Below are 25,248 nucleotides of genomic sequence, written 5' to 3'. Positions count from 1 at the left end.
TATTGCCTGCTCGGATGGGGAGGGTGTCCCCTCCCCGCACACCATTACTTGGACAGCTCGGCCAGCAGTTCCGGCACCACGGTGAACAGGTCACCGACGATGCCGTAATCGGCTACCTGGAAGATCGGCGCTTCTTCGTCCTTGTTGATCGCCACGATCACCTTGGAGTCCTTCATGCCGGCCAGATGCTGGATGGCACCGGAAATGCCCACGGCGAAGTACAGTTGCGGCGCAACCACCTTGCCGGTCTGACCAACCTGGTAGTCGTTCGGTGCGTAACCAGCATCCACTGCAGCACGGGAAGCACCCACGGCAGCACCCAGCTTGTCAGCCAGCGGCTCGATGACGGACTTGAACTGCTCTTCCGAGCCCAACGCACGACCACCGGATACGATGATCTTGGCCGCACCCAGTTCCGGACGGTCAGACTTGGTCAGTTCCTGGCCGACAAAGCTGGACAGTTGCGGATCAGCAGCCACGGCAACACTTTCCACGGCAGCGGAGCCACCCTGACCTGCCGCGTCAAACGCGGTGGTACGCACGGTGATGACCTTGATAGGGTCAGCCGACTGTACGGTGGCCAGCACGTTGCCGGCATACACCGGACGCACGAAGGTGTCAGCCGACTCGATAGCGGTAATTTCGGAAATCTGTGCCACATCCAGCAAGGCAGCCACGCGCGGCAGCAGGTTCTTGCCAAAGGAGCTGGCCGGAGCCAGTACATGGCTGTAGCCCTTGGCCACTTCCACCACCAGGGCGGACAGCGATTCAGCCAGACCATGTGCGTACTGGGCGGCATCAGCCAGCAGTACCTTTGCCACACCAGCCACGCTCTTGGCAGCTTCGGCAGCGGCAGCGGCGTTGTGGCCGGCTACCAGTACGTGTACTTCGCCCAGCTTGGCAGCGGCAGTTACGGTATTCAGGGTGCCTGCTTTCAGGCTCTGGTTGTCGTGTTCAGCGATAACGAGAATGGCCATGGCTTACAGCACCTTTGCGTCGTTTTTCAGTTTGGCTACCAGCTCGGCAGCGTTGGCTACCTTGATGCCGGCAGAGCGCTTGGCCGGTTCGGCCACTTTCAGCGTTTTCAGGCGCGGCGTGACGTCCACACCCAGATCGGCCGGGCTGGTCTTGTCCAGCGGCTTCTTCTTGGCGGCCATGATGTTGGGCAGCTTGATGAAGCGCGGTTCGTTCAGGCGCAGGTCGGCGGTAACAACGGCCGGCAGACGCAGCTTGACGGTTTCCAGGCCACCGTCGATTTCGCGGATCACATCCACGGTTTCGGCAGCGATATCCACCTTGGAGGCGAAAGTGCCTTGTGCCCAGCCCAGCAGCGCGGCAGCCATCTGGCCGGTCTGGTTGGCATCATCGTCAATGGCTTGCTTGCCGACGATCAGCAACTGCGGCTGTTCCTTGTCGGCAACAGCCTTGAGCAGCTTGGCCACGGCCAGCGGCTGCAGTTCGGTTTCGGTTTCCACCAGAATGGCGCGGTCGGCACCCATGGCCAGTGCGGTGCGCAGGGTTTCCTCGCACTGCTTCACGCCCATGGACACGACAACGATCTCGCTGGCTTTGCCGGCTTCCTTCAAACGCACGGCCTCTTCGACGGCAATTTCGTCAAAGGGATTCATCGACATCTTGACGTTGGCGACATCCACATCGGACCCGTCAGCCTTCACGCGAACCTTCACGTTGTAATCGACAACGCGTTTAACAGCGACTAGAACTTTCATATTCCTCCAGCGAATAGCTCTCTGGGTTAATCGAACTCGGAAAGGGACTTGCTACCGTGGTGTTTCCCGATTATGCCCCAACGCCATTTCAAACGAGCGTTTGGTTGAATTTTTATGTGTGGCACGTAGCAAAAAAACAACTGATTGCAGATACTACGTCATTTCCGCTTAATTTGCATTTCGTCTGCTGCATGGCACAATGCAGTGCAGCAATTTCAACGTCATAGCCGGAGAAACATGCATGACAGTCTACTTTGAAGATATCAAGGTCGGCGATTCTGCCGAGTACGCCAAAACCATTACCGAAGCCGATATCCTGATGTTTGCAGCCGTCTCTGGTGACGACAATCCGGTGCATATCAACCAGGAATACGCCGAGACCACGCCGTTCCAGACCCGCATCGCACACGGCATGCTGACGGCCAGCCTGATTTCCACCGTGGTCGGCACCAGGCTGCCAGGCAACGGCACCATCTACCTGTCGCAATCCACCCGCTTCAAGGCTCCGGTACGCATCGGCCAGACCGTTACCGCCCGCGCCACCGTAGTGGAAATTTTCCCGGACAAAAAGCGCGTCAAGCTGGCCACCCAATGCCTGGTGCAGGGCAAGGTGATCCTGGATGGCGAATCACTGGTCATCGCGCCGTCGCGTGGCGAATAAGCATGGCCGTTACGCTACACATCCTGCCGCTGACCGATGAGACCGGCAACGTCACCGAGCCGGAGCTGCTGGCCCGCTGCAGCAGCCTGCACCGCCAGCTGCGTCCCATGCTGCCGGAGCATGGCCACAGCTATGCGGCAAAAATGCAACGTGTCTGTTCTTTTGGTGCGCGCATGGTGGCCGCACTGGATGCCGATGGAACACCGCTGGGACTGGCGCTGTACCGGGTATACGAAAATACCTATGAAGACCTGCGGCTGTATATCGACGATCTGGTAAGCGATGAAGCGCACCGCTCGCAAGGCATAGGTAGCCAGTTGCTGGACTGGTGCGCCGAAGAAGCCCGCCGGCTGGGATGTGGCTTCCAGGTGCTGGATTCCGGCACCTGGCGCACCGAAGCCCACCGTCTGTATTTCCGCAAGGGCTTCAGCATCACGTCCTTTCATTTCACCAAATCACTGAACTGAAGGCACTTGAGCTGAAGCAAGCAAAGCTGCTGCAGTAAACATGAAAGGGAGCCAACGGCTCCCTTTTTTTCTAGCCAGCCACCTGACGCTGGCGCTGTTGCTGCAAGGCCCAGCGAGCCGGCTCGGCCACCAGTTCATTCTCGTCATCTGCACGCAAAGCCAGGGCCGCCACGATAGCCGGGTCATAGGGCGCATTACCCAGCCCCACCGCCAGATTGGAGAGCCATTTGGCGTAGCCGATACGGTAGATCGGACTGCCCGCCAGTTTTTCCTTGAACATGGCCTCGCTCCAGCCAAACAGTTCCAGCAGGCTGACCCGATCCAGACCATGGCGTACGGCAAAATCAGGCTCCGCTGTATTGACGGCAAAACGGTTCCATGGACAGGTAAGCTGGCAGTCATCGCAGCCATACACCCGATTACCGATCAGCGGACGGAATTCCAAGGGAATCGCTGTTTTCAGCTCGATGGTGAGATAGGAAATACAACGCCGGGCATCCACCTTGTACGGGGCCGTAATGGCCTGTGTCGGGCAGACGTCAATGCAGCGGGTGCAGCGCCCGCAATGCCCTTCTTCGGCAGCATCTGCCGGTAGCGGCAAATCAGTAAAAAGCTCGCCCAGAAAATACAGCGAACCCTGCTGCCGGTTCAGCAGCAGCGTATGCTTGCCACGCCAGCCCTGACCGGATTGTGCTGCCAGTGCGACTTCGGCCACTGGGGCACTGTCGGTAAACACCCGATACCCGAAATCACCGACAGCATGGCGGATTTGATCAGCCAGCTTCTGCAGTCGGGCGCGTATTACCTTGTGATAATCCCGCCCCAGGGCATAGCGAGACAAATAGGCCAGGCAGCCATCAGCCAGCACCTCCTCACTGGCCACGGCTTCAGCTGGCCAGTAAGGCAGGCGTACACTAATGATGGAGAGCGTTCCGGGAACCAGCTCGGCTGGTTTTACCCGTAAACTGCCATGCCTTTCCATGTAGTCCATCTCTCCATGACAGCCCTCATCCAGCCAGGCCTGCAACTGTGCCTCGGCCTGTGGCGGCAGCGCAGCCTTGCTGATACGCGCATCGGCAAAACCCAAATCTTGCGCCCAGGCTTTGATTTGCCCGGCCAATTCGGGATAATCCAGTTTTTGATAGGATTTCTCAGTCATATGGTCATGGATGATACCAGCGTTCGCAGCGGCAACCTGCCGGATGAATCGGCCACCCTTGCTCTTGGTGCCCGCATGGCGGCAGCACTGCAGGCTGGGGTGGTGATTTTTCTGTATGGCGACCTGGGCGCGGGAAAAACCACATTTACTCGTGGCTTGCTGGCCGGTCTGGCCTATCATGGCAAGGTAAAAAGCCCAACCTACACTCTGGTGGAAAGTTACCCGCTTGCCGCCTTCACCGTGCATCATTTTGATCTGTACCGTTTTGCCGACCCGGAAGAATGGGATGATGCCGGTTTTCGTGATTACTTCGGAGCAGATACCGTCTGCCTGGTGGAATGGCCGGACAAGGCTGGCGCATTACTTCCGCAAGCCGATCTGACACTGGAACTTGACGTCAGTGGCACAGGTCGCACGTATCGTTTAACTGCAAGAACAGAAACCGGACAGTCATGCCTGACTCGACTTTCGACCCCACCCGCCGCCGTCTGATCGGAGCGGCCGCAGCCACCTTCCTGCTCAGTGTCAGCAAGCTTGGCTTTGCCGGCACCAGCCAAGTGGTTGCCATTCGCATCTGGCCCGCGTCCAGCTATACCCGCATCACGCTGGAAGCAAGCGATGCCATCAAATTCAAACAGTTCACCATCAGCAATCCGGACCGGCTGGTGATTGATCTGGAAGGCGTGCAGCTCAATAGCGTGCTCAAGGACATCAGCAGCCAGATTGCCGATGCCGATCCCTACATCAAGACCGCCCGCGCCGGCCAGTTCAGCCCGGACACCGTCCGCCTGGTGCTGGAACTCAAAACCGATGTCAAACCGCAGGCTTTCACCCTCAATCCGGTGGCCGAGTACAAACACCGTCTGGTCATCGACCTTTACCCCTCCAGCGGCGCGCAGGACGACCCGCTGATGGCCTTGCTGGATGACTACAACAAGGGCCGGCTTACCGAACCGCCGCCGCAGGTAAAACCGAAGAAAAACGATAGCAACCGCCCCATCGTGGTGATGCTGGACCCGGGCCATGGCGGTGAGGACCCGGGCGCCATCGGCATGAATGGCACCCGCGAGAAAGACATCGTCTTGCGCATCGGCAAACAGCTGAAGCGCATGATTGATGCCGAACGCAACATGAAAGCATTCATGACCCGGGATGAAGACATTTTCATTCCACTGGGCGTGCGCGTGGCCAAGGCCCGCAAGCTGAATGCCGACCTGTTCATTTCCATCCATGCCGATGCGGCTCCAAACCGTAGCGCCCGTGGTTCTTCGGTATTTGCCTTGTCCGAAAAAGGCGCTTCCAGCGTTTTTGCCAAGACCATGGCGCAATCGGAAAACAGCTCGGACCTGATCGGTGGCGTCAAGATTGCCAGCAAAGACAAGTTTCTGGCGCATACCCTGCTGGACCTGACCCAGACCGCAACCATCAACGATAGCCTGAAGCTGGGCAAGATCATGCTGGGCAAGGTGGGCGGGCTAAACAAGCTGCACAGCGCTCAGGTTGAGCAGGCCGGTTTCGCCGTACTCAAGGCACCGGACATTCCATCCATTCTGGTTGAAACCGCCTTCATCAGTAATCCGGAAGAAGAACAACGCCTGCTGGACAGCGACTTCCAGCAGCAGATGGCCGGCTCCATCCTCAGTGGCGTAAAGTCCTATTTCACTCAGGGTGCGGCCCTTGCAGCCCGGGCCTGATCGCAACACCACATGAAAAAAGCCCGCATTCGCGGGCTTTTTTCATGTGCGGCTCAACGATAACGCGCCGGGTCTACCTCGCTATCCGGGCTGTCCTCGACAGCAGGTACACGATAGGTCTCGTTGGCCCACTCGCCCAGATCAATCATCTTGCAGCGCTCGCTACAAAATGGACGATACCGGCTGGCAGGCTCCCAGCGCACGGCGGTGCCGCAGGTGGGACAGGAAACAGTACGGACAGCTTGAGACATAAGGTTAGAATTTGCAGTTGGTCAGGGTAAATTCAACATCCGACTCAGTCTGGCGTGGTCGGCTCTCACCGGTAACGGCACTGACAAAGCGGACATTGATGGCGTACTTGTTGGCAGAAAGCTCTGGCAGCACATTCAGTGCCGGGTCATAGGCAATGCGGATCATCTGCACCACCTTGCCGCCGGACATTTGCTGGAAAGCGCCGTTGCGCGCCACATAATGGTGGGTCTTGCCGCTATCCCGCAGCAGATGCAGTAGGATACGAGCAGCCTCGGCAGTCGGCATCAGCGGCGCGGCCCAGCGACGCATATCGCGGCGGCGCTCTTCGGCCGGTTTTTGCTGCCACAGATAATAAGATGGCAAGTCGAACTGACAGGTTCCACCGGGAATGCCGGCGCGCTGCTTGATGGCCATCAGCCATTCATTCTCACGCAAATGCTGGCCGAACTTGCCTGTAATCCCCAAGAGCTGACTGGAGGAAACCTCGATCTCATCCAGCACCTTATCCAGGCTGTCTTCGGCCACATTCGGGTTCTCACGGAGCGCCTCCAGAACCTGTTTTTGACGTTCCAGCTCCTGCAGCAGATCGGCTTTCAGGTCTGCACGCGATGCAGTCTCCAGCAACTCGAACAACACCAGCAAGGCTGCATGATGATCCAGCGCATGGTCTTTGCCCAGAAAATAGGCCAGCCGATCATACAGCTGCTCCAGACGCAGCAACGTACGGGTTCGTTCGGTGACAGGAAACTCGAAACTGATCACAAGACGTCTGCCCTTCTTGGTGGCTTGGAAAATGCCTTGTCACTGGCCGTGGGCAAGGTTTGCAAGATAATACTGGTGTTTGGCCTCGACTTGAAGCTGCAATGCAGCAAGCGATCCGCCATTATCAATGACATCATCCGCCAGCGCCAACCTTTGCGCACGCGTCATCTGCGCCGCCATGATGGCGCGTACGCCATCTGCGGTCAAACCACTACGTGCCTGCACACGCTCTAGCTGCAAATCTTCCGGGCAGTCAACCAGCAAACTACGCTGCACCAGAGCCAGATAATCCGGGCTCTCAAACAGCAAGGGCACCACCAGCACGGCATACGGCCCCGTCGCCAACTCAAGCTGTCTCATGCTTTCGGCACGGATCAGCGGGTGCAGTACCGCCTCAAGCCTACGGCGGCAGGACGCATCAGCAAACACCAGCTCACGCATGCGCCCACGGTCCAGTGCACCGCTCGCCGCCACCACATCCCCACCAAAATCTGCCGCAATGGCCGGCATGGCAGCACCGCCAGGCGCAGTCATTTGATGAGCGATCAGGTCGGTATCAATCACCGGCACACCAAGTGCAGCAAAATGGTTGGCCGCTGCACTTTTTCCGGAGCCGATACCGCCGGTCAGACCAATGACCTCAATGGACATAACTACCCAGATACCAGCTGACAATATCCTTGCCCCACAGCAGGGCGATCCAGCCTGCCGCAGCCAGATAAGGGCCGAAAGGCAGTGGCTGACCACGGCCAAGCCGTGCCAGCAAAATCATCACCACGCCGACAATGGCACCAAGCAGGGAGGACAGCAGAATGATCAGCGGCAGCATGCTCCAGCCGAGCCAGGCACCAAATGCGGCCAGGAGCTTGAAGTCACCATAGCCCATGCCTTCTTTTCCGGTAAGCAGCCTGAACAGCCAGTAAACCAGCCACAAACTGAGATAGCCGGCCACAGCCCCCAGCACGGCATCATCCAGCGCAACCGTTCCGGTCCATAGGTTGAACAGCAGGCCGCCCCACAGCAAAGGCAGAGTCAAGTCATCCGGCAGCAACTGGGTATCCGCATCAATGAAAGCCAGGGTAATCAGGACCGCCGTCAGTGCCAGATAGCCTGCCAATTGCACACTCCAGCCAAAATGCCAGGCCAGCAGGGCAAACAGCAGGCTAGTAAGCAGTTCCACCAATGGGTAGCGCATGCTGATTGGCGCGTGGCAATGCTGACAGCGACCACGCAACAGGACATAGCTCAGCAGGGGAATATTCTGCCAGGGCTTTACTTCCGTTTTGCAAGCTGGGCAATGTGATGCCGGCACCACCAGGTTGTATCGTTCCTGGCTTGTAATCTCCCGGCCAAGATAAGCATCGCACTCCCGCTGCCAGCCATGCTTCATCATGATGGGCAGGCGATGAATCACCACATTCAGAAAGCTGCCAACCAGTAAACCAAACAGCAGCACCACCACAATCAACCAGCCGGCATTGTTCGCCAGCACACTTGCCATTTCCGTCATGCTTACCCTACCACCTGACCCATCTTGAAGATCGGCATGTACATGGCAATAACCAGGCCACCAATCAGCACCCCGAGAATAACCATGATAGCCGGCTCCAACAGGCTGGATAGCGATGCTACGGCATTGTCGACTTCTTCTTCATAAAAGTCGGCAATCTTGTCCAGCATCTGATCGAGCGAGCCAGACTCTTCACCGATCGAAGTCATCTGTAACACCATATTGGGGAACAGACCGGTACGCTGCATGGAGTAACTCAAACTGGAACCGGCGCTGACATCGTTCTGGATCAGCTTGGTTGCTTCGCTGTATACCTGATTACCGGAAGCACCTCCCACCGAATCCAGCGCCTCCACCAACGGCACCCCCGCAGCAAACAGGGTAGACAAGGTACGTGACCAGCGCGCAATGGTGGCCTTGCGGATGATATCGCCGATCACCGGCAGCTTGAGCAGAATGCGGTCAAACTGCTCTTGCAGCTTGGGCGTGCGCTTGAATGCATAAAAGAAAGCAAAAATACCGCCAAAGATGCTGCCAAAGATCAACCACCACCAGTGCACGAAGAAGTCCGACAGCCAGATCACCACCAGCGTTGGCGCGGGCAAATCAGCGCCAAAACTGGAGAACAGGTCCTTGAACGCCGGAATCACGTAGATCATGATCACGGCGGTAATGATGAAGGCGGTAGCCACAATGGCAGTCGGGTAGATCATGGCGGACTTGATCTTGCCCTTGATGGCCATCACCTTTTCCTTGTAGGTGGCCAGTTTGTCGAGCAGGGAATCCAGCACACCACCGGTTTCACCGGCAGCAATCAGATTGCAGAACAGCTTGTCGAAATACAGTGGACGCTTGCGGAATGCCTCTGCCAGAGACAGACCGGTTTCCACATCGGCACGCACTTCCAGTAGCATCTTGGTAACCGCCGGATTGCCATGCCCTTTCGCAGCAATATCAAATGCCTGCAACAAGGGCACCCCGGCCCGCATCATTGTCGATAGCTGACGCGTGAACAGGGTGATGTCTTTTTCTGTGATTTTGCGACCAAACCCACTGCGCCGCCGCTTGACCTTGACCACATTGATGCCTTGCCGGCGCAGCTGCGTCTTGGCAACGGCCTCGGTTTCCGCGCGCAACTCCCCGCGGATCACCTTGCCGGACCGGTCCTTGCCTTCCCACTCCCAGATAAACCCAGGGTTTACCTTTTTCGCCACGCTAGCCATGGTGCGTATCTTTCTTATACTTAGTCGTTGGTCACTGCCTCGATTTCAGCCAAGGAAGTCAGCCCTTTCTTGACCTTCAGCAGACCAGCATGTCGCAGATCAATCATCCCTTCTTGCAGGGCCAGATCATTGATATCAATTGCAGTGCCATTTTGCATGATCAGGCGCGTCATGGCATCAGTGATCGGCATGACTTCATAAATACCAGTACGTCCTTTATAGCCTGAACCACGGCACTCATCACAGCCAACCGGGCCGTATGGCTTCCAGCTGCCATCCAGCTCCTCGGCCCGGAAACCAGCGCGCAGCAAGGCGGGCTCGGGAATATCGACGGGTGCCTTACAATGACTGCACAAGCGGCGCGCCAGACGCTGGGCCATGATCAACAGTACCGAGCTGGCGACATTGAATGGTGCCACCCCCATATTCAGCAAACGGGTGAGGGTTGCAGGTGCGTTATTGGTATGAAGGGTGGAAAAAACCATATGCCCGGTCTGAGCTGCCTTGATGGAAATATCGGCAGTTTCGAAGTCGCGAATTTCACCCACCATGATGACATCCGGATCCTGACGCAAGAAGGCTTTCAAGGCAGACGAGAAGGTAAGACCAGCCTTCTCGTTGACGTTAACCTGATTGATACCGGGCAAATTGATTTCGACCGGATCTTCCGCCGTAGAGATATTGATATCCGGCTTATTCAGAATATTCAGACAGGTATACAAGGATACCGTTTTACCACTACCCGTCGGCCCGGTTACCAGCACCATTCCGTACGGTCGACCGATGGCAGCCAGCAACATCTGTTTCTGCTCAGGCTCGAAACCAAGCTGTTCAATATCCAGCGATGCTGCCGAGGAGTCCAGAATACGCATCACAATCTTCTCGCCATACAAGGTCGGCAAGGTACTGACACGGAAATCGATGGAATGCGACTTGGATAACACCAGTTTCAGGCGACCATCTTGTGGCACTCGTTTTTCAGAAATATCCAGCCGGGAAATAACCTTGATCCGGGAGGCAATCTTTTCCTTCAGCAGCAATGGCGGCTGGGCAATTTCCTTGAGCTGGCCATCCACCCGGTAACGGATACGGTAAAACTTCTCATACGGTTCGAAATGTACGTCGGAAGCACCACCATTGATGGCATCCAGCAACACCTTGTGGATGAACTTGACGACGGGAGCATCGTCCACATCCGGCTGGTTGGTTTCACTATGCGGTGTCTGCGCATCCGGATCGACAAACTCCAGATCACCAAAATCTTCGTTTTCTAGCGCCTTGATGGCTGCAGAAGCATCTTCCGTATATTTGCCGATGACTTTTGAAAGCTTGTCATCCTCGACAACCACGACCTCAACTGTCAACCCGGTCTTGAAGGTAATCGCGTGAAAGGCCGAGGTCTGCGTCGGATCAGAAGTACCGATAAACAGCTTGTTGCCACGCTTGAACAAGGGGACTAGGCGGCGGCTGCCAATCAGCTCGTCATCCACCAAGCCCTTGGGTAGCTGGGAAGGATCAATCGACCCCATGTCCAGCAAGGGATAGCCAAACACGCGCGAAGCAAACGCCGCCACATCTCCTGCAGACATTTTCTTGCTGGCAATCAGCTGCTCGACAAAACTGATGCTGGATGCCTGGGACTGACGCTGGATAGCCTCGGCGTCCTGCAGCAGCAGTGCATTGTTTTGAACCAGCGCGCGCCCAAGGCCGGATATCCCCGCAGAAGCTTCCATACGATCCCTTTGCATATTCCCGCCATCCACCCAAGCATGCGGCATGATCGCCATTATATGCGCTGCATAGACAAAGTGGCAGCACCATCGGTAGCAAGCCAACTCAGTCAGCATAATGTAGGCGCATAAAAAAAGGACTGCCGAAGCAGTCCTTTTTCCTAAGTTTAACTCTCTAAGCGAGAATTAGAACTTGTGCTGAACGCCAACAGCAACAGTGTGCTCGTTGGAGAACTTGTTATCGTTGGTATCACGATATGCATTCTGAACGAAACCGTAGGAAGCGTAAGCAGTAGTACGCTTGCTGATAGCGTAGTCAGCACCCAGTACGTACTGGTTCAGGTGGCCCTTAAGGTCGGTACCGTTAAGCGAAGCACCCCATACGCGACCGTAGGAGAATTTCGGAGTGATGGCACCCAAAGTGTAACCCAGAGTCAGACCAGCTTCTTTCTTCTTCAGCTCTTGACCAGCAAAGGTATCACCCAGGAATGCAGTGGCTGTAGCATCAGTACCAGTAGTACCAGCAGCATTAGCCACAGCCAACTTGGATTGACCGTAGTAAGCAGCAGCCAGGATGTTGTTGGCATTGTAGCCAGCTTCCAGGCGCCAGTAGTTACCCGGCTTCCATTCGCCACCAGTAGTCTGGTAGTTGTTGTTGTAACGCTGATAACCAAAGGTACCGAAGTAACCGGAATTGGTGTAGCTAGCACCAATGCTGAAGGTATTTTGCTTGTTGGTAGTACTGGTTTCATCAACACCGTAAACAACAGCACCACTCAGACCGGCAACAAATTCCGGAATGTCGTAACGGATAGCGTTGGTAACGCGGCCATCCAGTTGGTTGATGGAGCTGTAGGACTGGCCGTTAACACCCTTGTTGCCGTAGATCCAGCTATCCGGAGTACCGGCATCGGAGTTCAGGAAGGTGCTCAGTTTACCCAGACGCACCTTACCGAAAGCGCCTTGCAGACCAACGAAAGAATCGCGGGAAGCGAAGGTGTTACCGTAACCGTTACCGGAAGTGGAACCGGTGGTGCCGTCGATGTTCAGGCCTTGCTCAACCTGCCAGATTGCCTTCAGACCATTGCCCAGGTCTTCGTTACCCTTGAAACCGATCAGGGAACCGGTGTCATCGATACGGGTAACAGCCTTCGGCTTGCCGTTTGCGTCCTTAACGCCGTTAGCGTAGGTCTTGCTACTTTCCATGTCGGCTTCGATGGTGCCGTAAATGGTTACATCAGCCATTGCGTGGGCTACCGGCAGAGCGGCCAGAGCCAGGGCGATCAGCTTCTTGTTCATCGCTAATTCCTTTCGAAGTCAGTTAATGTAGTCCTGTTAGATTGCCTCGCTACAACTGAGGCTCCCGGACATTTTTTCACCGCCGAATGATCGGCTGGTTGCTGGCTGAAATATAAAGCGCTCGTTGCAAAAATACAAAACATCGCAGCGAGACTACAGTCCAACAGCACCACAAAAATAACAAAACAAACATGTAAACAATTGATTTAATTGATATTAATGCAAAATATCACATAAAAATTAACCAAACCAAAAATACAACAAGCCCGGCAAAGTGTTGCAAAAATGCTAATAATTGCCTGAACAACCTTAGCGAAACCACAGAGACCACACCTGCCACCATGCCCACACCCATCATCTTCTGGTTCCGTCGCGACCTGCGCATTGAAGACAATGCAGGTCTGTATCATGCATTGAAATCTGGCCATCCAGTCCGCTGTCTGTTTGTGTTCGATACTGATATTCTCGCGAGCCTTCCTGCATCGGACAGACGTATTGATTTCATCTGGCAGTCCGTGGACGCACTGCAACACGCACTGCAAGCAGCGGGCAGCGATCTGTATGTGGCACATGGCTCAGCACGGGAAGTGGTACCTGCCCTGGCACGTCAATGGCAAACCGCTGCCGTTTTTGCCAATCGGGATTACGAGCCACAAGCCACCCTAAGGGATGCGGAGGTCTTACGAGCACTGGAACAAGATTCATGCACATTGCAGCTCTTCAAGGACCAAGTCATTTTTGAGAGCGACGAAGTGCTGACCAGCACACGCCGCCCATACACGGTGTTCACGCCTTACAAGAATGCTTGGCTGAAAAAAATGGACAGTTTCTTTCTGCAAAGCTACCCAACCCAGCGCTACCTGCATCAACTTGAGCACTGGCAAACACCTGCAAGCCACTCACTTGAGGAACTGGGCTTCACAGAAGGCATCAGCAGCCTGAGAGGCGGCAGTATGGCCGCTGAACAGTTGTTTGCCGATTTCATGTCCCGCATTGTTTACTACAAGCAATGGCGCGACTTCCCGGCAAGCAAGGGCGTATCCTATCTTTCCACTCATCTGCGTTTTGGCACCATCTCGGTCCGCAAGCTGGCACAGTTTGCCTGGCAACAAGGAGGAGAAGGAGCCGAATGCTGGCTCGGCGAGCTGATCTGGCGCGATTTTTACCAGCAGCTGCTATGGCATTTCCCAGCAGCCGCCCATGCCAGCTTCAAGGAAGAATATCGGCAACTGGTATTTGAAAACCGTGAGGATTGGCTGCAAGCCTGGCAAGAGGGACGAACCGGATTCCCGATTGTCGATGCTGCCATGCGTCAACTGAACCACAGCGGCTACATGCACAACCGGCTGCGCATGATTGCTGCCAGTTTTCTGGTGAAAGACTTGCTGATTGATTGGCGCAAGGGCGAGGCCTACTTTGCTGAAAAGTTGCTTGATTTCGATCTCGCAGCCAATAACGGTGGCTGGCAATGGGCAGCATCAACCGGCTGCGATGCCCAACCTTACTTCCGCATCTTCAACCCGGTAACACAATCAGAAAAATTTGACCCGGAAGCCAAGTTCATTCGTCGCTACGTGCCGGAACTGTCACCACTAAACAATAAGGATATCCATGCACCGTGGTTGGCAAAAAATCTGCCCATGGGCTTTCAGCTCGGGCGTGACTATCCACAACCATTAGTTGATCATGCAGTGCAGCGACAAAAGGCACTGGCTCTGTTTGGCAAAAATTGATGCCAGCATCAATAAAAAAGCGCCCGCAGGCGCTTTTTTCACATGCATGATGCCAACCTTACTTCTTGGCAACCGGCTTGGAGGCCTCTTTCTTGGCCGCCATCGGCTTACCAGCAGGAACCGCGGGCTTGGCTGCCGGAGCGGTGGCGGCCGGAGCGACAGAGCTGGCACCACTGATACTGATGTCCTTCTTCAGTTTTTCCAGCGTTTTGTCACCAATACCTGAAACCTTCTTCAAATCATCAACCGACTTGAAAGCACCATTCTTACTACGGTAGTCGATGATGGCCTTGGCCTTGACCGGACCGATACCATTCAGCGTCTCCAGTTGCTGCTGGGTTGCAGTATTGATATTGATGGCGGCCAGTGCCGATGCGCAGACAAAAAACATACCCACAAGCAAGGCAAACAGTTTTTTCATGTAGCAGCTCCTTAATGTCCAGGCGTTAATAAAACAAGACAAGTACGTCAAGTACGATGCAACAACAACTCCAGCACAACCTTGCTACCTATATAGGCAAGCAACAAGGCACCAAAACCCGCCAGGGTCCAGCGTATTGCCACCTTGCCACGCCAGCCCTTGAAATGGCGTCCCAACAGCAAGGCTGCAAACAGCAGCCATGAAATCACTGAGAATACAGTCTTGTGACTAATGGCTACGGCCTTGCCAAATACCTCCTCGGAAAACACGACACCAGTGAACAAGGATACCGTCAGCAGCATGAAGCCAAAGCCAATCACTTGAAACATCATCTTTTCCAGTGACAACAAAGGTGGCAGCTGACGCACCAGCGCCAGCCAGCGCTTATCGTGCAAGGCCTTCTCCAGAAATAACATGAGGACAGCCAGCAACGCAGCGATGGCAAACAGACTGTAAGCCACAATCGAGACTAAAACATGCAGGGCAAAAGCAGGGTTGCCCAGATCGTGCATGATGTGCTCACCCGGAAAAGCCAGTGCAAAGGCCAGCGTCAGCATGGCCAGTGGCATCATGAACAGCTGCAGACCTTCTACGCGATAGAAGAAGCTGCATGTCCAGTAGATCACCAGCATCATCCACACCACTACGGATAAGGCACGCCCGACGCCGAGGGAAATCATCGTCCCTTCACTCAGCGGCGACATGACCGCGTAGGCATGCAGCAGCAGCAGCACACCCAGCATTGTGTGCTCAAAGCGTGGATTGCGCGGCAAACTGGCAACACCTTTCCAGTTGCCGATGAAATGCCATGAAAGGCCGCCATAAGCGAGGATCAGGAGTATTGTCAGAACGAAGAGAAAGGCAGTCATGGTGTTAGCGCCATCATTTGCGGGCGTCAACCCGGCAGCTCGTGGTAAAATCGATAGTTTGAAAGTCTACACCAACCTGTCCCTTGTTGGCAGACAGAAGGACTCAGCATGCTAGACAACCTGACCAACCGCCTGTCCGGCGTCATCAAGAACCTGCGCGGCAATGCCCGCCTGACAGAAACCAATATCCAGGATGCCCTGCGCGAAGTGCGGATGGCACTGCTGGAAGCCGATGTGGCTCTGCCCGTCGTGAAATCATTCATTGCCCAGATCAAGGTGCGTGCTCTGGGCCAGGAGGTCATGGGTAGCCTGACTCCGGGTCAGGCGCTGGTCGGCGTGGTCAATGAAGAACTTGTCAAATTGATGGGTGAAAAAAACGACGCCCTCAATCTGGCCGCAGTACCACCAGCCATTGTTCTAATGGCTGGCCTGCAAGGTGCAGGTAAAACCACCACGGTTGGCAAACTGGCCAAACTGCTGAAAGAAACTCAGAAGAAAAAAGTGCTGGTTGTTTCTGCCGACGTTTACCGCCCAGCTGCCATCGAGCAGCTGAAATTGCTGGCTGAACAGGTAGGTGTTGAGTGGTTCCCTTCCGATGGCACACAAAAGCCGGTGGATATAGCTCGTGCCGCTGTTGATCATGCAAAGCGCCACTTTTTCGATGTACTGATGGTGGACACTGCGGGTCGCCTGGCCATTGATGAAGCGATGATGGCGGAAATCAAGGCGGTGCACTCTGCCATCAATCCGGTCGAAACGCTGTTTGTGGTGGATGCCATGCAAGGCCAGGATGCAGTCAATACTGCGCAGGCCTTCAATGAAGCCCTGCCGCTGACCGGTGTCATCCTGACCAAGATGGATGGTGACTCGCGCGGTGGTGCTGCACTGTCGGTGCGCCACATCACCGGCAAGCCGATCAAATTCATTGGTGTCGGTGAAAAAGTCAGCGGTCTTGAGCCCTTCCACCCAGACCGTATTGCCAGCCGCATTCTAGGCATGGGTGATGTGCTGTCCCTGATCGAAGAAGTCCAGAAGGGCATCGATCAGGATGAAGCCGCGGCCATGGCCAAGAAGCTGAAATCCGGCAAGGGCTTTGACCTAGAGGATTTCAAGGCACAGATGCAGCAGATGAAGAAAATGGGCGGTATGTCCAACCTGCTGGAAAAAATGCCGGGCCAGCTTGGCCAGATGGCCAAGGGTATTCAGGGTGCCGAAGCCGAAAAATCCATGCGCCGCATCGAAGGCATCATCAACTCGATGACGATGGAAGAACGCCGCAAACCGGAACTGCTCAAGGCCAGTCGCAAGCGCCGCATTGCTGCCGGCTCCGGCGTAACGGTGCAAGAGGTCAACCGCCTGCTGAATCAGTTTGAGCAAACCCAGAAAATGATGAAGCAGTTCTCCGCCAAGGGCGGGTTGATGAAGATGATGCGTGGCATGAAAGGCATGATGCCGGGAATGTAAGCAAAACGGGTGCGAGTCACCCGTTTTTCTTGATATGAAGGAAATGCATGCACTTTGATGTAGTCGTTTTAACCAAGCAAACGCTACTGGATCTAGATCCTACCGATTGGTACAGCAAGCAGGTTCACCAGGAAGACGGGCTGGTCGTTGCGGCCCTGCAAAAGCAGGGACTACATGTAACGCGCAAAGCCTGGGATGACCCGGATTTCGACTGGCAACAAACCCGCAGCATATTGTTTCGCACGACTTGGGATTATTTTGATCGCTATGCCGAATTCAGTCTCTGGCTGAAAAAGGTTGCCGGCCAGATCGTATTGTTCAATAGTGCCGGGCTCATCGATTGGAACATCGACAAACATTATCTGCAGTGGATTGAAGAAAAAGGCATCAATGTAGTGAATACCCACTACATTGAAAAAGGTGACGCCCGCACACTGGCACAATGCCTGGCGGAGAGCAGTTGGGCTGACGCCATCCTCAAACCGGTCATTTCTGGGTCTGCACGACATACTTATCGAACCCGGCCAGAGAATACTCAGCAACTGGAATGTATTTTTGCCGAACTGATTCAACAGGAAGCCATGCTGTTACAGCCATTCCAGCACGCCATCCTGCACCAGGGCGAGATATCGCTGATGGTGATTGACGGTCAGTTCAGCCATGCCATCCGCAAGACACCCCAAGCAGGTGACTTCCGGGCACAGGATGATCATGGTGGCAGCGTGCACCCTCACACCGCCACCATCGAAGAACAGCAATTTGCCGAACAAGCTGTGGCTGCGGTTCCGTTTGATGTGCTGTACGCACGTGTCGACATCATTCGCGACAATGCCGGCCAGCTGGCCATCATGGAGCTGGAAATGATTGAGCCGGAACTGTTTTTCCGCTATAAGCCCGAAGCCGCCGACAACCTGGCCAGCGGATTGATATGCCGACTGGCCCAGCTGTAAACAACGATTTGTTATGTACTGAAACCTGCCAGCCAGGCTGGCAAAACACGTTTGGAAATACCTCGTCATGAATCTGAACCCGCTGATCGCTCTGAGTCCTCTGGATGGCCGCTATGCTGCCCAGGTTGAAGGCTTGCGCAACCTGTTCTCCGAATATGGCCTGATGAAGTTCCGTATCAAGGTTGAACTGGAATGGCTGAAGATGCTGGCCGCCGAGCCGGGCATTGAGGAAGTGAAGCCATTTTCCGAAGCGACCATCCGCGAAGTCGATGATGTCATCGCTAACTTCACCGTACAGCATGGCGAAGAAGTCAAGGCAATCGAGGCTCGCACCAACCACGATGTCAAAGCTATTGAATACTGGCTGAAAGAGCGCTTGTCCGGCAATGCCGAAGTCATGGCAGCCAGTGAGTTCATTCACTTTGCCTGCACATCCGAAGACATCAACAATCTGTCTCATGCCCTGATGCTGAAAACGGCACGCAACACCGTGGTATTGCCGGCACTGGACGAGGTCATCCACAAGCTGCAGCAACTGGCACATGAATTGGCCGACCTGCCGATGATGTGCCGTACCCACGGCCAACCGGCCACCCCCTCCACCATGGGCAAGGAACTGGCCAACACCGTTTACCGCCTGAAACGCCAGCGCGAACAACTGGTTTCTCAGGAGATTCTGGGCAAAATCAACGGGGCGGTCGGCAACTACAATGCACACTTGGTCGCCTACCCACAAATTGACTGGGAAAGCGTTTGTGGTCGCTTTGTCTCTGGACTGGGCCTCACCTTCAACCCCTACACCATCCAGATCGAGCCGCATGATTACATGGCGGAGCTGTATCAGGTTGTTGGCCGTATCAATACCATCCTGATCGACCTCAACCGCGACATCTGGGGCTACATCTCGCTGGGCTACTTCAAGCAAAAAGTGAAGAAGGATGAAGTGGGCAGTTCCACCATGCCGCACAAGGTTAATCCGATTGACTTTGAAAACTCCGAAGGCAATCTGGGCATGGCCAATGCCATCCTGCAGCACTTGGCAGAAAAACTACCGCTATCCCGCTGGCAGCGTGACCTGACCGACTCCACCGTGCTGCGCAATATGGGCGTTGGCTTCGGTTACACCATGCTGGGCTTCAAAGCCTGCCTGAAGGGCCTGAACAAGCTGGAAATCAACCCGACAGCCATTACCGAAGAATTGGGCCGTAGCTGGGAGTTGTTGGCAGAACCGATCCAGACCGTGATGCGCCGCTACGGTGTACCCAACCCCTACGAGCAGCTGAAAGAGCTGACCCGTGGCAAGGATGGTATTACCCGCGAGACTCTTTCGGCCTTCATCAAAGGCCTGGAAATCCCAGAAGCTGAAAAGACCCGCCTGCTGGAGCTGACCCCGATTGCCTACGTAGGCAAGGCTGCCGAGCTGGCAAGACGTATCTGAACTATCTAGTTCAGCAGAACTAAACCGCCCTGAATAAGGGCGGTTTTTTTATTACATCAAAATATGGCTCTGGAAAAAGAAATGGGCCAGCTTCCGAAGAAGGTGGCCCGAAAATATGACTCGAGGGAATACGCTCCCGAACAGCAAACTGAACGTATAACAGCCGTGCTGACGCACACACAAGAAAAGACCACTCAGATGAGTGGTCTTTTCTTGAAAACTTGGTTGCGGGGGCAGGATTCGAACCTACGACCTTCGGGTTATGAGCCCGACGAGCTACCAGACTGCTCCACCCCGCGTCAGAGAAACGTATATTATCCGATACCAACCCAGCTGTCAACCGCCATAGCAAAAATAGGAGATGTCTGCTCCAACTGCTGGCATCTCCGTAAGACAATTACTTGATATTGCTTTCCGCCTTTGCTTTGGCAACAACATCATTGAGCACCTCGATCAGCCGCTCTGGGGTAGCCGGAGCCAGTGCATACTTACCATTCACCACGATAGTCGGCGTTCCTTCAATATTGTAGGCACGGGTAATCTGGCTGGCACGCGCAACCTGACTATTGATCCCAAAGGAATTGTAGGTCTGCATGAATTTGGCCAAATTCACACCAGGCTGTTTCTTCAACCAGTCGCTCAATACCGCGGGATCAGCCAGATTGATCTTTTGCTGCATCACCGCATCAAATACCGGTGTATTCAGCTTCTCCATGTAACCAGTCACGTTCAGCGTAGCAAACAAGCGGGCGAAACCTTCCATCGGCTTCTGCCAGACAATCTGCTCACGATGGAAAGCGACATAAGCAGGTTTTTTCTTCTCCCAAGCCGTAATCAGCGGATCAAGATGAAAGCAGTGAATGCAGGTGTAAGAGAAGAATTCGATCACTTCCACTTTTTTCGGATTGGCAACTGGCTGCGGCTTGCCCATCAGCACATAATCCTTGCCCAGTTCAGATGCTGCATTTGCCAAACCACTCACCATCAGCAATGCCATCAACAGCCATTTTTTCATTTCTTGTCCTCTAAACGTGTTTTGTTCACTCTGCCTTGACTACAGCAGCATTGATTCCATCCTGCTTCAACTGGGCACGAACCCGGTCAACATCCTCCTGCCTGCTCAATGGCCCCACACGAACACGGTGCACCATCCCCTTGTCCGGGATCATGACAGATTGGATCTTGGCTTCTACACCCAGCAAAGCTAGCTTGGCTTTAAGGTTATCTGCCTCATTTTCATTCTGGAATGCACCCAGTTGCAGAAAGACTTTTTTGGCTGGTGCGGCGGCAGAAGGTTCCCGATCTTTAGCTACCGTCTTGCCATCGGCAGGCACGGCATCAACTTGGCCAGGCAAAATCTTGTAGAAATCAAAGCGCTGCTCATCCTTACTGCCATTACCTGCCGGAGCCGCTGCCGGCTTGGCCTTGGCAGGGGGTGCTGGCACGACAGAGGGTTCTGGCGGCATGACAGGTGCAGCAGGAACCTCCACTTTTGCGGGTGCCGATGCCACCGGGGCCGGAGCCTGAACATCCGCAATCTTGGTACCCGGCTCCAGCAGTTCGGTCGATGGAGATGAAGCCTGTACCGTCTTGCGATCCAGCTTTTCAAGATTGGAAAACGGAGTTGCCGAACGATTGAGATACATCGCAAGACCAACCGCAACTGCCACGCCTACAATCAGGCCGATGACAATGCCCGCTACCATGCCACCGCCACCGCTCTTACCGGCTGCGCGCGTACGCCCGGACGAGGACGAGCGGGACGAATTTTTAACATCACGATTAGCCATGTACCACTACCATTTCCATTCAATCAATCCGATCATTATCTATTAAATTCAGACGAAAATATATTTCACAAAATCACAAAGCCAAACCGCTACGTCTTAACTGAATGGCTTGTAGCATGTGCTGCCGACCTAAACGGTGCTCACCATCCATATCTGCAATGGTACGGGCAATACGCAAGATACGATGATAACTTCTTGCTGATAGTCCAAGACGGTCCAGCGCCTCTCCCAACAACACCAACGAAGTCTGATCAGCTGCGGCATGCTGCTCTAGCTCGGCCCCAGACAGCCTGGCATTACAACAACCCTGCCGCTGCAACTGCCTATCCCTTGCCTGCTGGACACGAAGCCGAATCTGCTGACTACCCTCCCCTGGCAACGCCGTGGCCAAATCCCCTGCCGCCAGGGCTGGGACCTGTACGTGCATATCAATCCGGTCAAGCAGCGGACCTGATAACTTCCCCGCATAGCGGGCTATTTGCTCCGGTGTACATTGGCACCTGCCGGAAGCATGCCCCAGATAACCACAAGGACATGGGTTCATTGCGGCAACCAGCTGAAAATCTGCAGGAAAGCAGGCTTGCCTGCTGGCTCGGGAAATATTGATTACTCGCGACTCCAAAGGTTCACGCAATACTTCCAGTACCTTGCGTTCAAACTCTGGCAATTCATCCAGAAACAGTACGCCATGATGAGCCAGACTGACTTCACCGGGGCGCGGATCAGAGCCGCCACCCACCAAGGCAACAGCAGAGGCCGTATGGTGCGGTGACCGGAATGGGCGCTGCCGCCATTGCTCCGGCCTGAAACCCTGCGTTCCCAGCGACTGTATCGTTGCGGCAGCAAGCGCCTCGTCCTCACTCATCTCAGGAAGTATTCCGGGCAAGCGGGACGCAAGCATGGATTTACCTGTACCGGGAGGACCGATGAAAAGCAGGCTGTGTCCGCCGGCAGCTGCAACCTCTAGCGCATGGCGTGCTGCCATCTGCCCTTTGACATCTGCCAGATCCGGATAAACGGCTGAGTTATCTGCCAGGTTGACCACGGCCATATCGCAAGGCTGCACACCATTCAGGTGGGCGCATACCTGCAGCAGGCTATCGGCAGCATAAACCTGGCCAGACCTGACCAATGCCGCCTCTGCTGCGCTTGCGCGAGGAAGAATGAAGAACTTCCCGGCACGACTGGCTTGGCAGGACATCGCCAGTGCACCACGAATGGCACGCAGTTGCCCGCTTAATGCCAATTCTCCTGCGAATTCATAATCAGTCAGCTGGGGACATTGGATCTGACCTGCTGCAGCCAGTATGCCAATGGCAATGGGAAGGTCAAAACGGCCAGAGCCCTTATGTGAGGTTTCACTGTAATTGCGAATAACTTCACAGAAATTGAGAATCAGGCCACCTATACTCTTCCTATGGACTACATACGTACTGGGTTGGCCGAGTTCTTTGACTGGAGCTCGATAATGCCTGCACGCAATATTACGCCGCGTCACCGCTATCTCAGCGGACGTGTCGCGTCTTCCAAAGGGGTAGGCCCACAAGCGTTTGAGTCCACGCTGGAACAGGACTTTCTGTTGATGCTGGAGTTCGATTGGGGCATTAACCGTTTTGCAAGTCAGCCAATTACGATCCGCTGGCAGGACCATGGGAAACAACGGCGCTACACGCCCGATGTTTTGGTGGAGTACACCACGCCCATGATGGCTCGTCATCCGCACTTAAAGCCCACGTTATTTGAGGTCAAACCGGAAGCAGTGCTCAGAAGAGACTGGCCCCTGCTGAAGCCACGCTTCAAAGCTGCTATTCGATGGTGCCGTGAATATGACTGCCGCTTCCGTATTGTGACCGAACGATACATTCAGACACCATACCTGAACAACATCAAATTCCTGCTGCAGTTCAAAGAGGAGCGCTTTAAATTCATCGATCGGAGCGTCATGGGGCAAAAGCATGCACTGCTGCGGACCCACTTATTTGAACTAGGCCGTACTACCCCACAGGGCCTTTTGGATAACATTACGAATGGCAGGCAAGCACAAGCAGAGCTGATTCCCTATCTTTGGCACCTAGTACGCTGCAATAGCATCGGTGTTGATCTCAGCCTCCCACTCTCCATGTACAGCCCAATTTGGGCACGAGAAGACGGCATGCATTTAGCCATGACACTGACGGGCTCCTACAAGAGCCGAATCCAAAGCATCCTTACAGCCAACCAGGTGGAGCTGCCCTCATGGTAATTGACCAATTACAAAGTGGCACCATCATCAAGACTGGCGGCCGGACCTTGTGCGTGCGGCGCATGCTCAGCCGCCAACAAATAGAGGCCGTAGATATCCAAAGCAACGAAACCTGCCAACTATCTCTAAAAGACCTTACTGATGTAATCCGCGTAAGTCAGCTCCAACCGCGCACTGATCTCGCGATTTTGGATGAGGAAGACTGGAGCCAAGCTATGCATCACTACAAGGTGATTGCCCCGCTGCTCGCGCGAGAAAGATGCACCAAGGCAGATGTCAGCGCTGCCGGACAAGCGGCGGGCATTAGCCCTGCCACGCTGTACCGCTGGATCAGCCGTTTCAATCAAACCGGCACCATCTCATCTCTGGTACGGAAAGAACGATCAGATCAAGGCCAAACTCGCACAACCGGCCAAGCCGAAGCCATCATGAAGACGGTGATCCGTGATGTGTTCCTGACTGAGCAGGCGTTAACACCCACCCAAGCCTACCGAAAGGTAACGACGGCATGCCGCAAAGCCGGCGTGACAACTCCGCATCTCAGCACCTTCCGCCGCCGGTTAAAGGAGCTCACGCCTGCAACGTTAGCTGCGGCCCGGGAAGGCAAGCAAAGTGCGCGGAAATTCCGGTCAATCAAGGGCCGCTTTCCAGGTGCGGACTACCCATATGCGGTGCTGCAAATTGACCATACGCTGGTGGACATCATCTTAGTGGATGATGCTCACCGCTTACCGATCCGGCGACCTTACATCACGGTGGCCATCGATGTATTCAGTCGCATGGTTGCCGGTTATTACATCTCTTTTGACCCGCCTGGAACCCTTGGTACCGGTCTTTGTATAGCGAACGCGGTGCTTGGGAAGCAGGCCTTCTTGGACCATTACGGCCTATCGTACGCATGGCCATGTCAGGGCTTGCCGCGAGTAATTCACGTAGACAACGCGAAGGAGTTCCGCGGCAACACGCTCAAAATGGCCTGCAACGAATACGAGATTGACCTGCAATTTCGCCCAGTCAGACAACCCAATTATGGGGGGCACATCGAGCGCCTTATGGGAACGTTAATGGCAGAAATTCACGCCTTGCCAGGCACAACACGTTCACACGTCGCAGAGCTGAGAGAATACAAACCCGAGCAGAACGCCGCCATGACCTTGAGCGAGTTTGAAAAATGGTTCGCCAATATGGTGCTTGGCGCCTATCACCATAGGATTCATAGCGAACTGGGTATGCCGCCCGTTACCCGTTTTGAAGAAGGACTCTATGGCAATGGCCAACAGCCTGGTACCGGCCTCCCACCACTACCAAGCGATGCGGAGCAACTGCGCATCGATTTTCTGCCACATGAACTGCGGAGTGTGCAGCCTTACGGCGTATCGTGGGATGGCATCTATTACCAGGCTGATGTGCTCTCTCGATGGATTGGCTCATCGGATCCGAAAAAAACACGAGAAGCGCGCAAATTCATTATCCGACGCGACCCGCGCGACATTAGCTACGTGTTGTTCTTTGACCCGGAAGCCAAACGCTATTTCCGCATCCCTTACCAAAACCCACGCTTCCCCTCAATTAGTCTGTGGGAGCTACGCGCCATTAAACGCTACCTAAAGGACCAGGGAAAGAAAGCCGAAGATCAGGACGTAATTTTTACCGCATTTGACGAGATGCAGCGTATCGAAGAGGAGGCCCGCAGCCAGACCAAGAGCTCGCGAATCGCTCAAGCCAAACGCACCGCCCGTCAAAAGGCGCTGGCGAAGACCACAAGCCACAGCGAAGAAGCTGCACTGACGCCTGTTTTGCCGTCCTTGGATATCGGCCAGATTAAGCCTTACGACGATGTAGAGGAGTTTTGAT

Annotated in this window: 25 protein-coding genes and 1 tRNA gene; 10 read left to right on the top strand and 16 right to left on the bottom strand. The window is 54.8% G+C overall.

Features of this window, described 5'->3' with window-relative positions; genetic code table 11:
* Positions 1-44: 44 nt before the first annotated feature.
* Both QVF59_RS07785 and QVF59_RS07780 read right to left on the bottom strand, forming a co-directional pair.
* Entirely contained in the window at positions 45-977 is a 933-nt protein-coding gene (locus tag QVF59_RS07785) for an electron transfer flavoprotein subunit alpha/FixB family protein (protein ID WP_287878619.1), read from the bottom strand.
* A gap of 3 nt (positions 978-980) precedes the next feature.
* A complete protein-coding gene (locus QVF59_RS07780) occupies positions 981-1,730 on the bottom strand; it encodes an electron transfer flavoprotein subunit beta/FixA family protein (protein WP_287878617.1) in 750 nt (249 codons plus the stop codon).
* A gap of 241 nt (positions 1,731-1,971) precedes the next feature.
* Here QVF59_RS07780 and QVF59_RS07775 point away from each other — a divergent pair, with 241 nt between their 5' ends.
* Together QVF59_RS07775 and QVF59_RS07770 are read left to right on the top strand one after the other, a co-directional pair.
* Entirely contained in the window at positions 1,972-2,391 is a 420-nt protein-coding gene (locus QVF59_RS07775; protein ID WP_287878615.1) for a MaoC family dehydratase, read from the top strand.
* Between the two features lie 2 nt (positions 2,392-2,393).
* The gene (locus QVF59_RS07770) at positions 2,394-2,858 is read left to right on the top strand and encodes a GNAT family N-acetyltransferase (RefSeq protein ID WP_159879505.1); all 465 of its coding nucleotides are present in this window, start codon (positions 2,394-2,396) and stop codon (positions 2,856-2,858) included.
* Positions 2,859-2,928: 70 nt separating this feature from the next.
* On the opposite strand, the gene queG is transcribed toward QVF59_RS07770, so the two are convergent.
* Positions 2,929-4,017, bottom strand: coding sequence for a tRNA epoxyqueuosine(34) reductase QueG (queG, locus tag QVF59_RS07765; protein ID WP_287878611.1), 1,089 nt, complete (start codon positions 4,015-4,017; stop codon positions 2,929-2,931).
* A gap of 6 nt (positions 4,018-4,023) precedes the next feature.
* Here queG and tsaE point away from each other — a divergent pair, with 6 nt between their 5' ends.
* Both tsaE and QVF59_RS07755 read left to right on the top strand, forming a co-directional pair.
* Positions 4,024-4,509 (top strand): tRNA (adenosine(37)-N6)-threonylcarbamoyltransferase complex ATPase subunit type 1 TsaE, encoded by a 486-nt coding sequence (tsaE, locus tag QVF59_RS07760; RefSeq protein ID WP_287878608.1) that lies wholly within the window; start codon positions 4,024-4,026, stop codon positions 4,507-4,509.
* Positions 4,470-5,711 (top strand): N-acetylmuramoyl-L-alanine amidase, encoded by a 1,242-nt coding sequence (locus tag QVF59_RS07755; RefSeq protein WP_287878606.1) that lies wholly within the window; start codon positions 4,470-4,472, stop codon positions 5,709-5,711. The genes tsaE and QVF59_RS07755 overlap by 40 nt, the downstream gene beginning before the upstream one ends.
* Before the next feature lie 53 nt (positions 5,712-5,764).
* On the opposite strand, the gene yacG is transcribed toward QVF59_RS07755, so the two are convergent.
* The 7 genes from yacG to QVF59_RS07720 form a co-directional block, all read right to left on the bottom strand.
* On the bottom strand, positions 5,765-5,962 hold the full coding sequence (gene yacG / locus QVF59_RS07750; RefSeq protein ID WP_287878603.1) for a DNA gyrase inhibitor YacG: 198 nt from the start codon (positions 5,960-5,962) through the stop codon (positions 5,765-5,767).
* Between the two features lie 4 nt (positions 5,963-5,966).
* On the bottom strand, positions 5,967-6,725 hold the full coding sequence (gene zapD, locus QVF59_RS07745) for a cell division protein ZapD (RefSeq protein ID WP_287878600.1): 759 nt from the start codon (positions 6,723-6,725) through the stop codon (positions 5,967-5,969).
* 39 nt (positions 6,726-6,764) lie between these two features.
* Positions 6,765-7,376 (bottom strand): dephospho-CoA kinase, encoded by a 612-nt coding sequence (coaE, locus tag QVF59_RS07740; protein ID WP_287878598.1) that lies wholly within the window; start codon positions 7,374-7,376, stop codon positions 6,765-6,767.
* Complete coding sequence (locus QVF59_RS07735; protein WP_287878595.1) at positions 7,366-8,235, bottom strand: prepilin peptidase; 870 nt, start codon at positions 8,233-8,235, stop codon at positions 7,366-7,368. Before QVF59_RS07735 ends, coaE begins: the two co-directional genes overlap by 11 nt.
* Positions 8,236-8,237: 2 nt before the next feature.
* Positions 8,238-9,458 (bottom strand): type II secretion system F family protein, encoded by a 1,221-nt coding sequence (locus QVF59_RS07730; protein ID WP_159879531.1) that lies wholly within the window; start codon positions 9,456-9,458, stop codon positions 8,238-8,240.
* Between the two features lie 20 nt (positions 9,459-9,478).
* Entirely contained in the window at positions 9,479-11,191 is a 1,713-nt protein-coding gene (gene pilB / locus QVF59_RS07725) for a type IV-A pilus assembly ATPase PilB (protein WP_502866800.1), read from the bottom strand.
* Positions 11,192-11,374: 183 nt separating this feature from the next.
* Positions 11,375-12,487, bottom strand: coding sequence for a porin (locus QVF59_RS07720; RefSeq protein WP_287878593.1), 1,113 nt, complete (start codon positions 12,485-12,487; stop codon positions 11,375-11,377).
* 341 nt (positions 12,488-12,828) lie between these two features.
* Between QVF59_RS07720 and QVF59_RS07715 the strand changes: the two genes are divergently transcribed.
* The gene (locus tag QVF59_RS07715) at positions 12,829-14,220 is read left to right on the top strand and encodes a cryptochrome/photolyase family protein (protein ID WP_287878592.1); all 1,392 of its coding nucleotides are present in this window, start codon (positions 12,829-12,831) and stop codon (positions 14,218-14,220) included.
* A 58-nt stretch (positions 14,221-14,278) separates the two neighbouring features.
* On the opposite strand, the gene QVF59_RS07710 is transcribed toward QVF59_RS07715, so the two are convergent.
* Together QVF59_RS07710 and QVF59_RS07705 are read right to left on the bottom strand one after the other, a co-directional pair.
* A complete protein-coding gene (locus tag QVF59_RS07710) occupies positions 14,279-14,641 on the bottom strand; it encodes a ComEA family DNA-binding protein (RefSeq protein WP_287878591.1) in 363 nt (120 codons plus the stop codon).
* Positions 14,642-14,688: 47 nt separating this feature from the next.
* A complete protein-coding gene (locus QVF59_RS07705) occupies positions 14,689-15,510 on the bottom strand; it encodes a cytochrome C assembly family protein (protein ID WP_159879542.1) in 822 nt (273 codons plus the stop codon).
* Between the two features lie 108 nt (positions 15,511-15,618).
* Here QVF59_RS07705 and ffh point away from each other — a divergent pair, with 108 nt between their 5' ends.
* From ffh to purB, 3 genes are all read left to right on the top strand, one after another.
* Positions 15,619-16,974 carry a signal recognition particle protein gene (gene ffh, locus QVF59_RS07700; RefSeq protein ID WP_287878588.1) on the top strand — a complete coding sequence of 452 codons (1,356 nt, stop codon included), beginning with the start codon at positions 15,619-15,621 and terminating at the stop codon, positions 16,972-16,974.
* Between the two features lie 47 nt (positions 16,975-17,021).
* Complete coding sequence (locus tag QVF59_RS07695; RefSeq protein WP_287878585.1) at positions 17,022-17,924, top strand: ATP-grasp domain-containing protein; 903 nt, start codon at positions 17,022-17,024, stop codon at positions 17,922-17,924.
* A 67-nt stretch (positions 17,925-17,991) separates the two neighbouring features.
* Positions 17,992-19,362 carry an adenylosuccinate lyase gene (gene purB, locus QVF59_RS07690; protein ID WP_287878582.1) on the top strand — a complete coding sequence of 457 codons (1,371 nt, stop codon included), beginning with the start codon at positions 17,992-17,994 and terminating at the stop codon, positions 19,360-19,362.
* Positions 19,363-19,584: 222 nt separating this feature from the next.
* Here the strand turns inward: purB and QVF59_RS07685 are convergent.
* The 4 genes from QVF59_RS07685 to QVF59_RS07670 form a co-directional block, all read right to left on the bottom strand.
* A tRNA-Met gene (locus QVF59_RS07685) sits at positions 19,585-19,661 on the bottom strand.
* A 98-nt stretch (positions 19,662-19,759) separates the two neighbouring features.
* Positions 19,760-20,377 (bottom strand): thiol:disulfide interchange protein DsbA/DsbL, encoded by a 618-nt coding sequence (locus tag QVF59_RS07680; RefSeq protein ID WP_287878579.1) that lies wholly within the window; start codon positions 20,375-20,377, stop codon positions 19,760-19,762.
* A gap of 25 nt (positions 20,378-20,402) precedes the next feature.
* Positions 20,403-21,152 carry an SPOR domain-containing protein gene (locus tag QVF59_RS07675; protein WP_287878577.1) on the bottom strand — a complete coding sequence of 250 codons (750 nt, stop codon included), beginning with the start codon at positions 21,150-21,152 and terminating at the stop codon, positions 20,403-20,405.
* Positions 21,153-21,225: 73 nt separating this feature from the next.
* Positions 21,226-22,650: a YifB family Mg chelatase-like AAA ATPase gene (locus QVF59_RS07670; protein WP_287878575.1), complete on the bottom strand. Its 1,425-nt coding sequence runs from the start codon at positions 22,648-22,650 to the stop codon at positions 21,226-21,228.
* Between QVF59_RS07670 and QVF59_RS07665 the strand changes: the two genes are divergently transcribed.
* Together QVF59_RS07665 and QVF59_RS07660 are read left to right on the top strand one after the other, a co-directional pair.
* Entirely contained in the window at positions 22,621-23,394 is a 774-nt protein-coding gene (locus QVF59_RS07665; protein ID WP_287878573.1) for a TnsA endonuclease N-terminal domain-containing protein, read from the top strand. The genes QVF59_RS07670 and QVF59_RS07665 overlap by 30 nt on opposite strands.
* Entirely contained in the window at positions 23,388-25,247 is a 1,860-nt protein-coding gene (locus QVF59_RS07660; RefSeq protein ID WP_287878570.1) for a TnsB C-terminal domain-containing protein, read from the top strand. The genes QVF59_RS07665 and QVF59_RS07660 overlap by 7 nt, the downstream gene beginning before the upstream one ends.
* Position 25,248 lies beyond the last annotated feature (1 nt).

It is taken from the genome of Aquitalea sp., assembly GCF_030150775.1.
GTDB lineage: Bacteria > Pseudomonadota > Gammaproteobacteria > Burkholderiales > Chromobacteriaceae > Aquitalea > Aquitalea denitrificans.
The sequence above is the reverse complement of the archived record's forward strand: the minus strand, read 5'-3'. Positions and strand labels throughout refer to the sequence as shown.

What these genes read in the sequence shown, in the direction of transcription:
- coaE (WP_287878598.1), bottom strand. Translation starts at nt 7,376, where the DNA reads ATGTCCATTGAGGTCATTGGTCTGACCGGCGGTATCGGCTCCGGAAAA.
- queG (WP_287878611.1), bottom strand. Translation starts at nt 4,017, where the DNA reads ATGACTGAGAAATCCTATCAAAAACTGGATTATCCCGAATTGGCCGGG.
- QVF59_RS07715 (WP_287878592.1), top strand. Translation starts at nt 12,829, where the DNA reads ATGCCCACACCCATCATCTTCTGGTTCCGTCGCGACCTGCGCATTGAA.
- QVF59_RS07755 (WP_287878606.1), top strand. Translation starts at nt 4,470, where the DNA reads ATGCCTGACTCGACTTTCGACCCCACCCGCCGCCGTCTGATCGGAGCG.
- QVF59_RS07705 (WP_159879542.1), bottom strand. Translation starts at nt 15,510, where the DNA reads ATGACTGCCTTTCTCTTCGTTCTGACAATACTCCTGATCCTCGCTTAT.
- QVF59_RS07680 (WP_287878579.1), bottom strand. Translation starts at nt 20,377, where the DNA reads ATGAAAAAATGGCTGTTGATGGCATTGCTGATGGTGAGTGGTTTGGCA.
- QVF59_RS07770 (WP_159879505.1), top strand. Translation starts at nt 2,394, where the DNA reads ATGGCCGTTACGCTACACATCCTGCCGCTGACCGATGAGACCGGCAAC.
- ffh (WP_287878588.1), top strand. Translation starts at nt 15,619, where the DNA reads ATGCTAGACAACCTGACCAACCGCCTGTCCGGCGTCATCAAGAACCTG.
- QVF59_RS07710 (WP_287878591.1), bottom strand. Translation starts at nt 14,641, where the DNA reads ATGAAAAAACTGTTTGCCTTGCTTGTGGGTATGTTTTTTGTCTGCGCA.
- purB (WP_287878582.1), top strand. Translation starts at nt 17,992, where the DNA reads ATGAATCTGAACCCGCTGATCGCTCTGAGTCCTCTGGATGGCCGCTAT.
- QVF59_RS07665 (WP_287878573.1), top strand. Translation starts at nt 22,621, where the DNA reads ATGCCTGCACGCAATATTACGCCGCGTCACCGCTATCTCAGCGGACGT.
- pilB (WP_502866800.1), bottom strand. Translation starts at nt 11,191, where the DNA reads ATGGAAGCTTCTGCGGGGATATCCGGCCTTGGGCGCGCGCTGGTTCAA.
- QVF59_RS07695 (WP_287878585.1), top strand. Translation starts at nt 17,022, where the DNA reads ATGCACTTTGATGTAGTCGTTTTAACCAAGCAAACGCTACTGGATCTA.
- QVF59_RS07735 (WP_287878595.1), bottom strand. Translation starts at nt 8,235, where the DNA reads ATGACGGAAATGGCAAGTGTGCTGGCGAACAATGCCGGCTGGTTGATT.
- tsaE (WP_287878608.1), top strand. Translation starts at nt 4,024, where the DNA reads ATGGATGATACCAGCGTTCGCAGCGGCAACCTGCCGGATGAATCGGCC.
- QVF59_RS07730 (WP_159879531.1), bottom strand. Translation starts at nt 9,458, where the DNA reads ATGGCTAGCGTGGCGAAAAAGGTAAACCCTGGGTTTATCTGGGAGTGG.
- QVF59_RS07785 (WP_287878619.1), bottom strand. Translation starts at nt 977, where the DNA reads ATGGCCATTCTCGTTATCGCTGAACACGACAACCAGAGCCTGAAAGCA.
- QVF59_RS07720 (WP_287878593.1), bottom strand. Translation starts at nt 12,487, where the DNA reads ATGAACAAGAAGCTGATCGCCCTGGCTCTGGCCGCTCTGCCGGTAGCC.
- QVF59_RS07780 (WP_287878617.1), bottom strand. Translation starts at nt 1,730, where the DNA reads ATGAAAGTTCTAGTCGCTGTTAAACGCGTTGTCGATTACAACGTGAAG.
- QVF59_RS07775 (WP_287878615.1), top strand. Translation starts at nt 1,972, where the DNA reads ATGACAGTCTACTTTGAAGATATCAAGGTCGGCGATTCTGCCGAGTAC.
- QVF59_RS07675 (WP_287878577.1), bottom strand. Translation starts at nt 21,152, where the DNA reads ATGGCTAATCGTGATGTTAAAAATTCGTCCCGCTCGTCCTCGTCCGGG.
- QVF59_RS07660 (WP_287878570.1), top strand. Translation starts at nt 23,388, where the DNA reads ATGGTAATTGACCAATTACAAAGTGGCACCATCATCAAGACTGGCGGC.
- yacG (WP_287878603.1), bottom strand. Translation starts at nt 5,962, where the DNA reads ATGTCTCAAGCTGTCCGTACTGTTTCCTGTCCCACCTGCGGCACCGCC.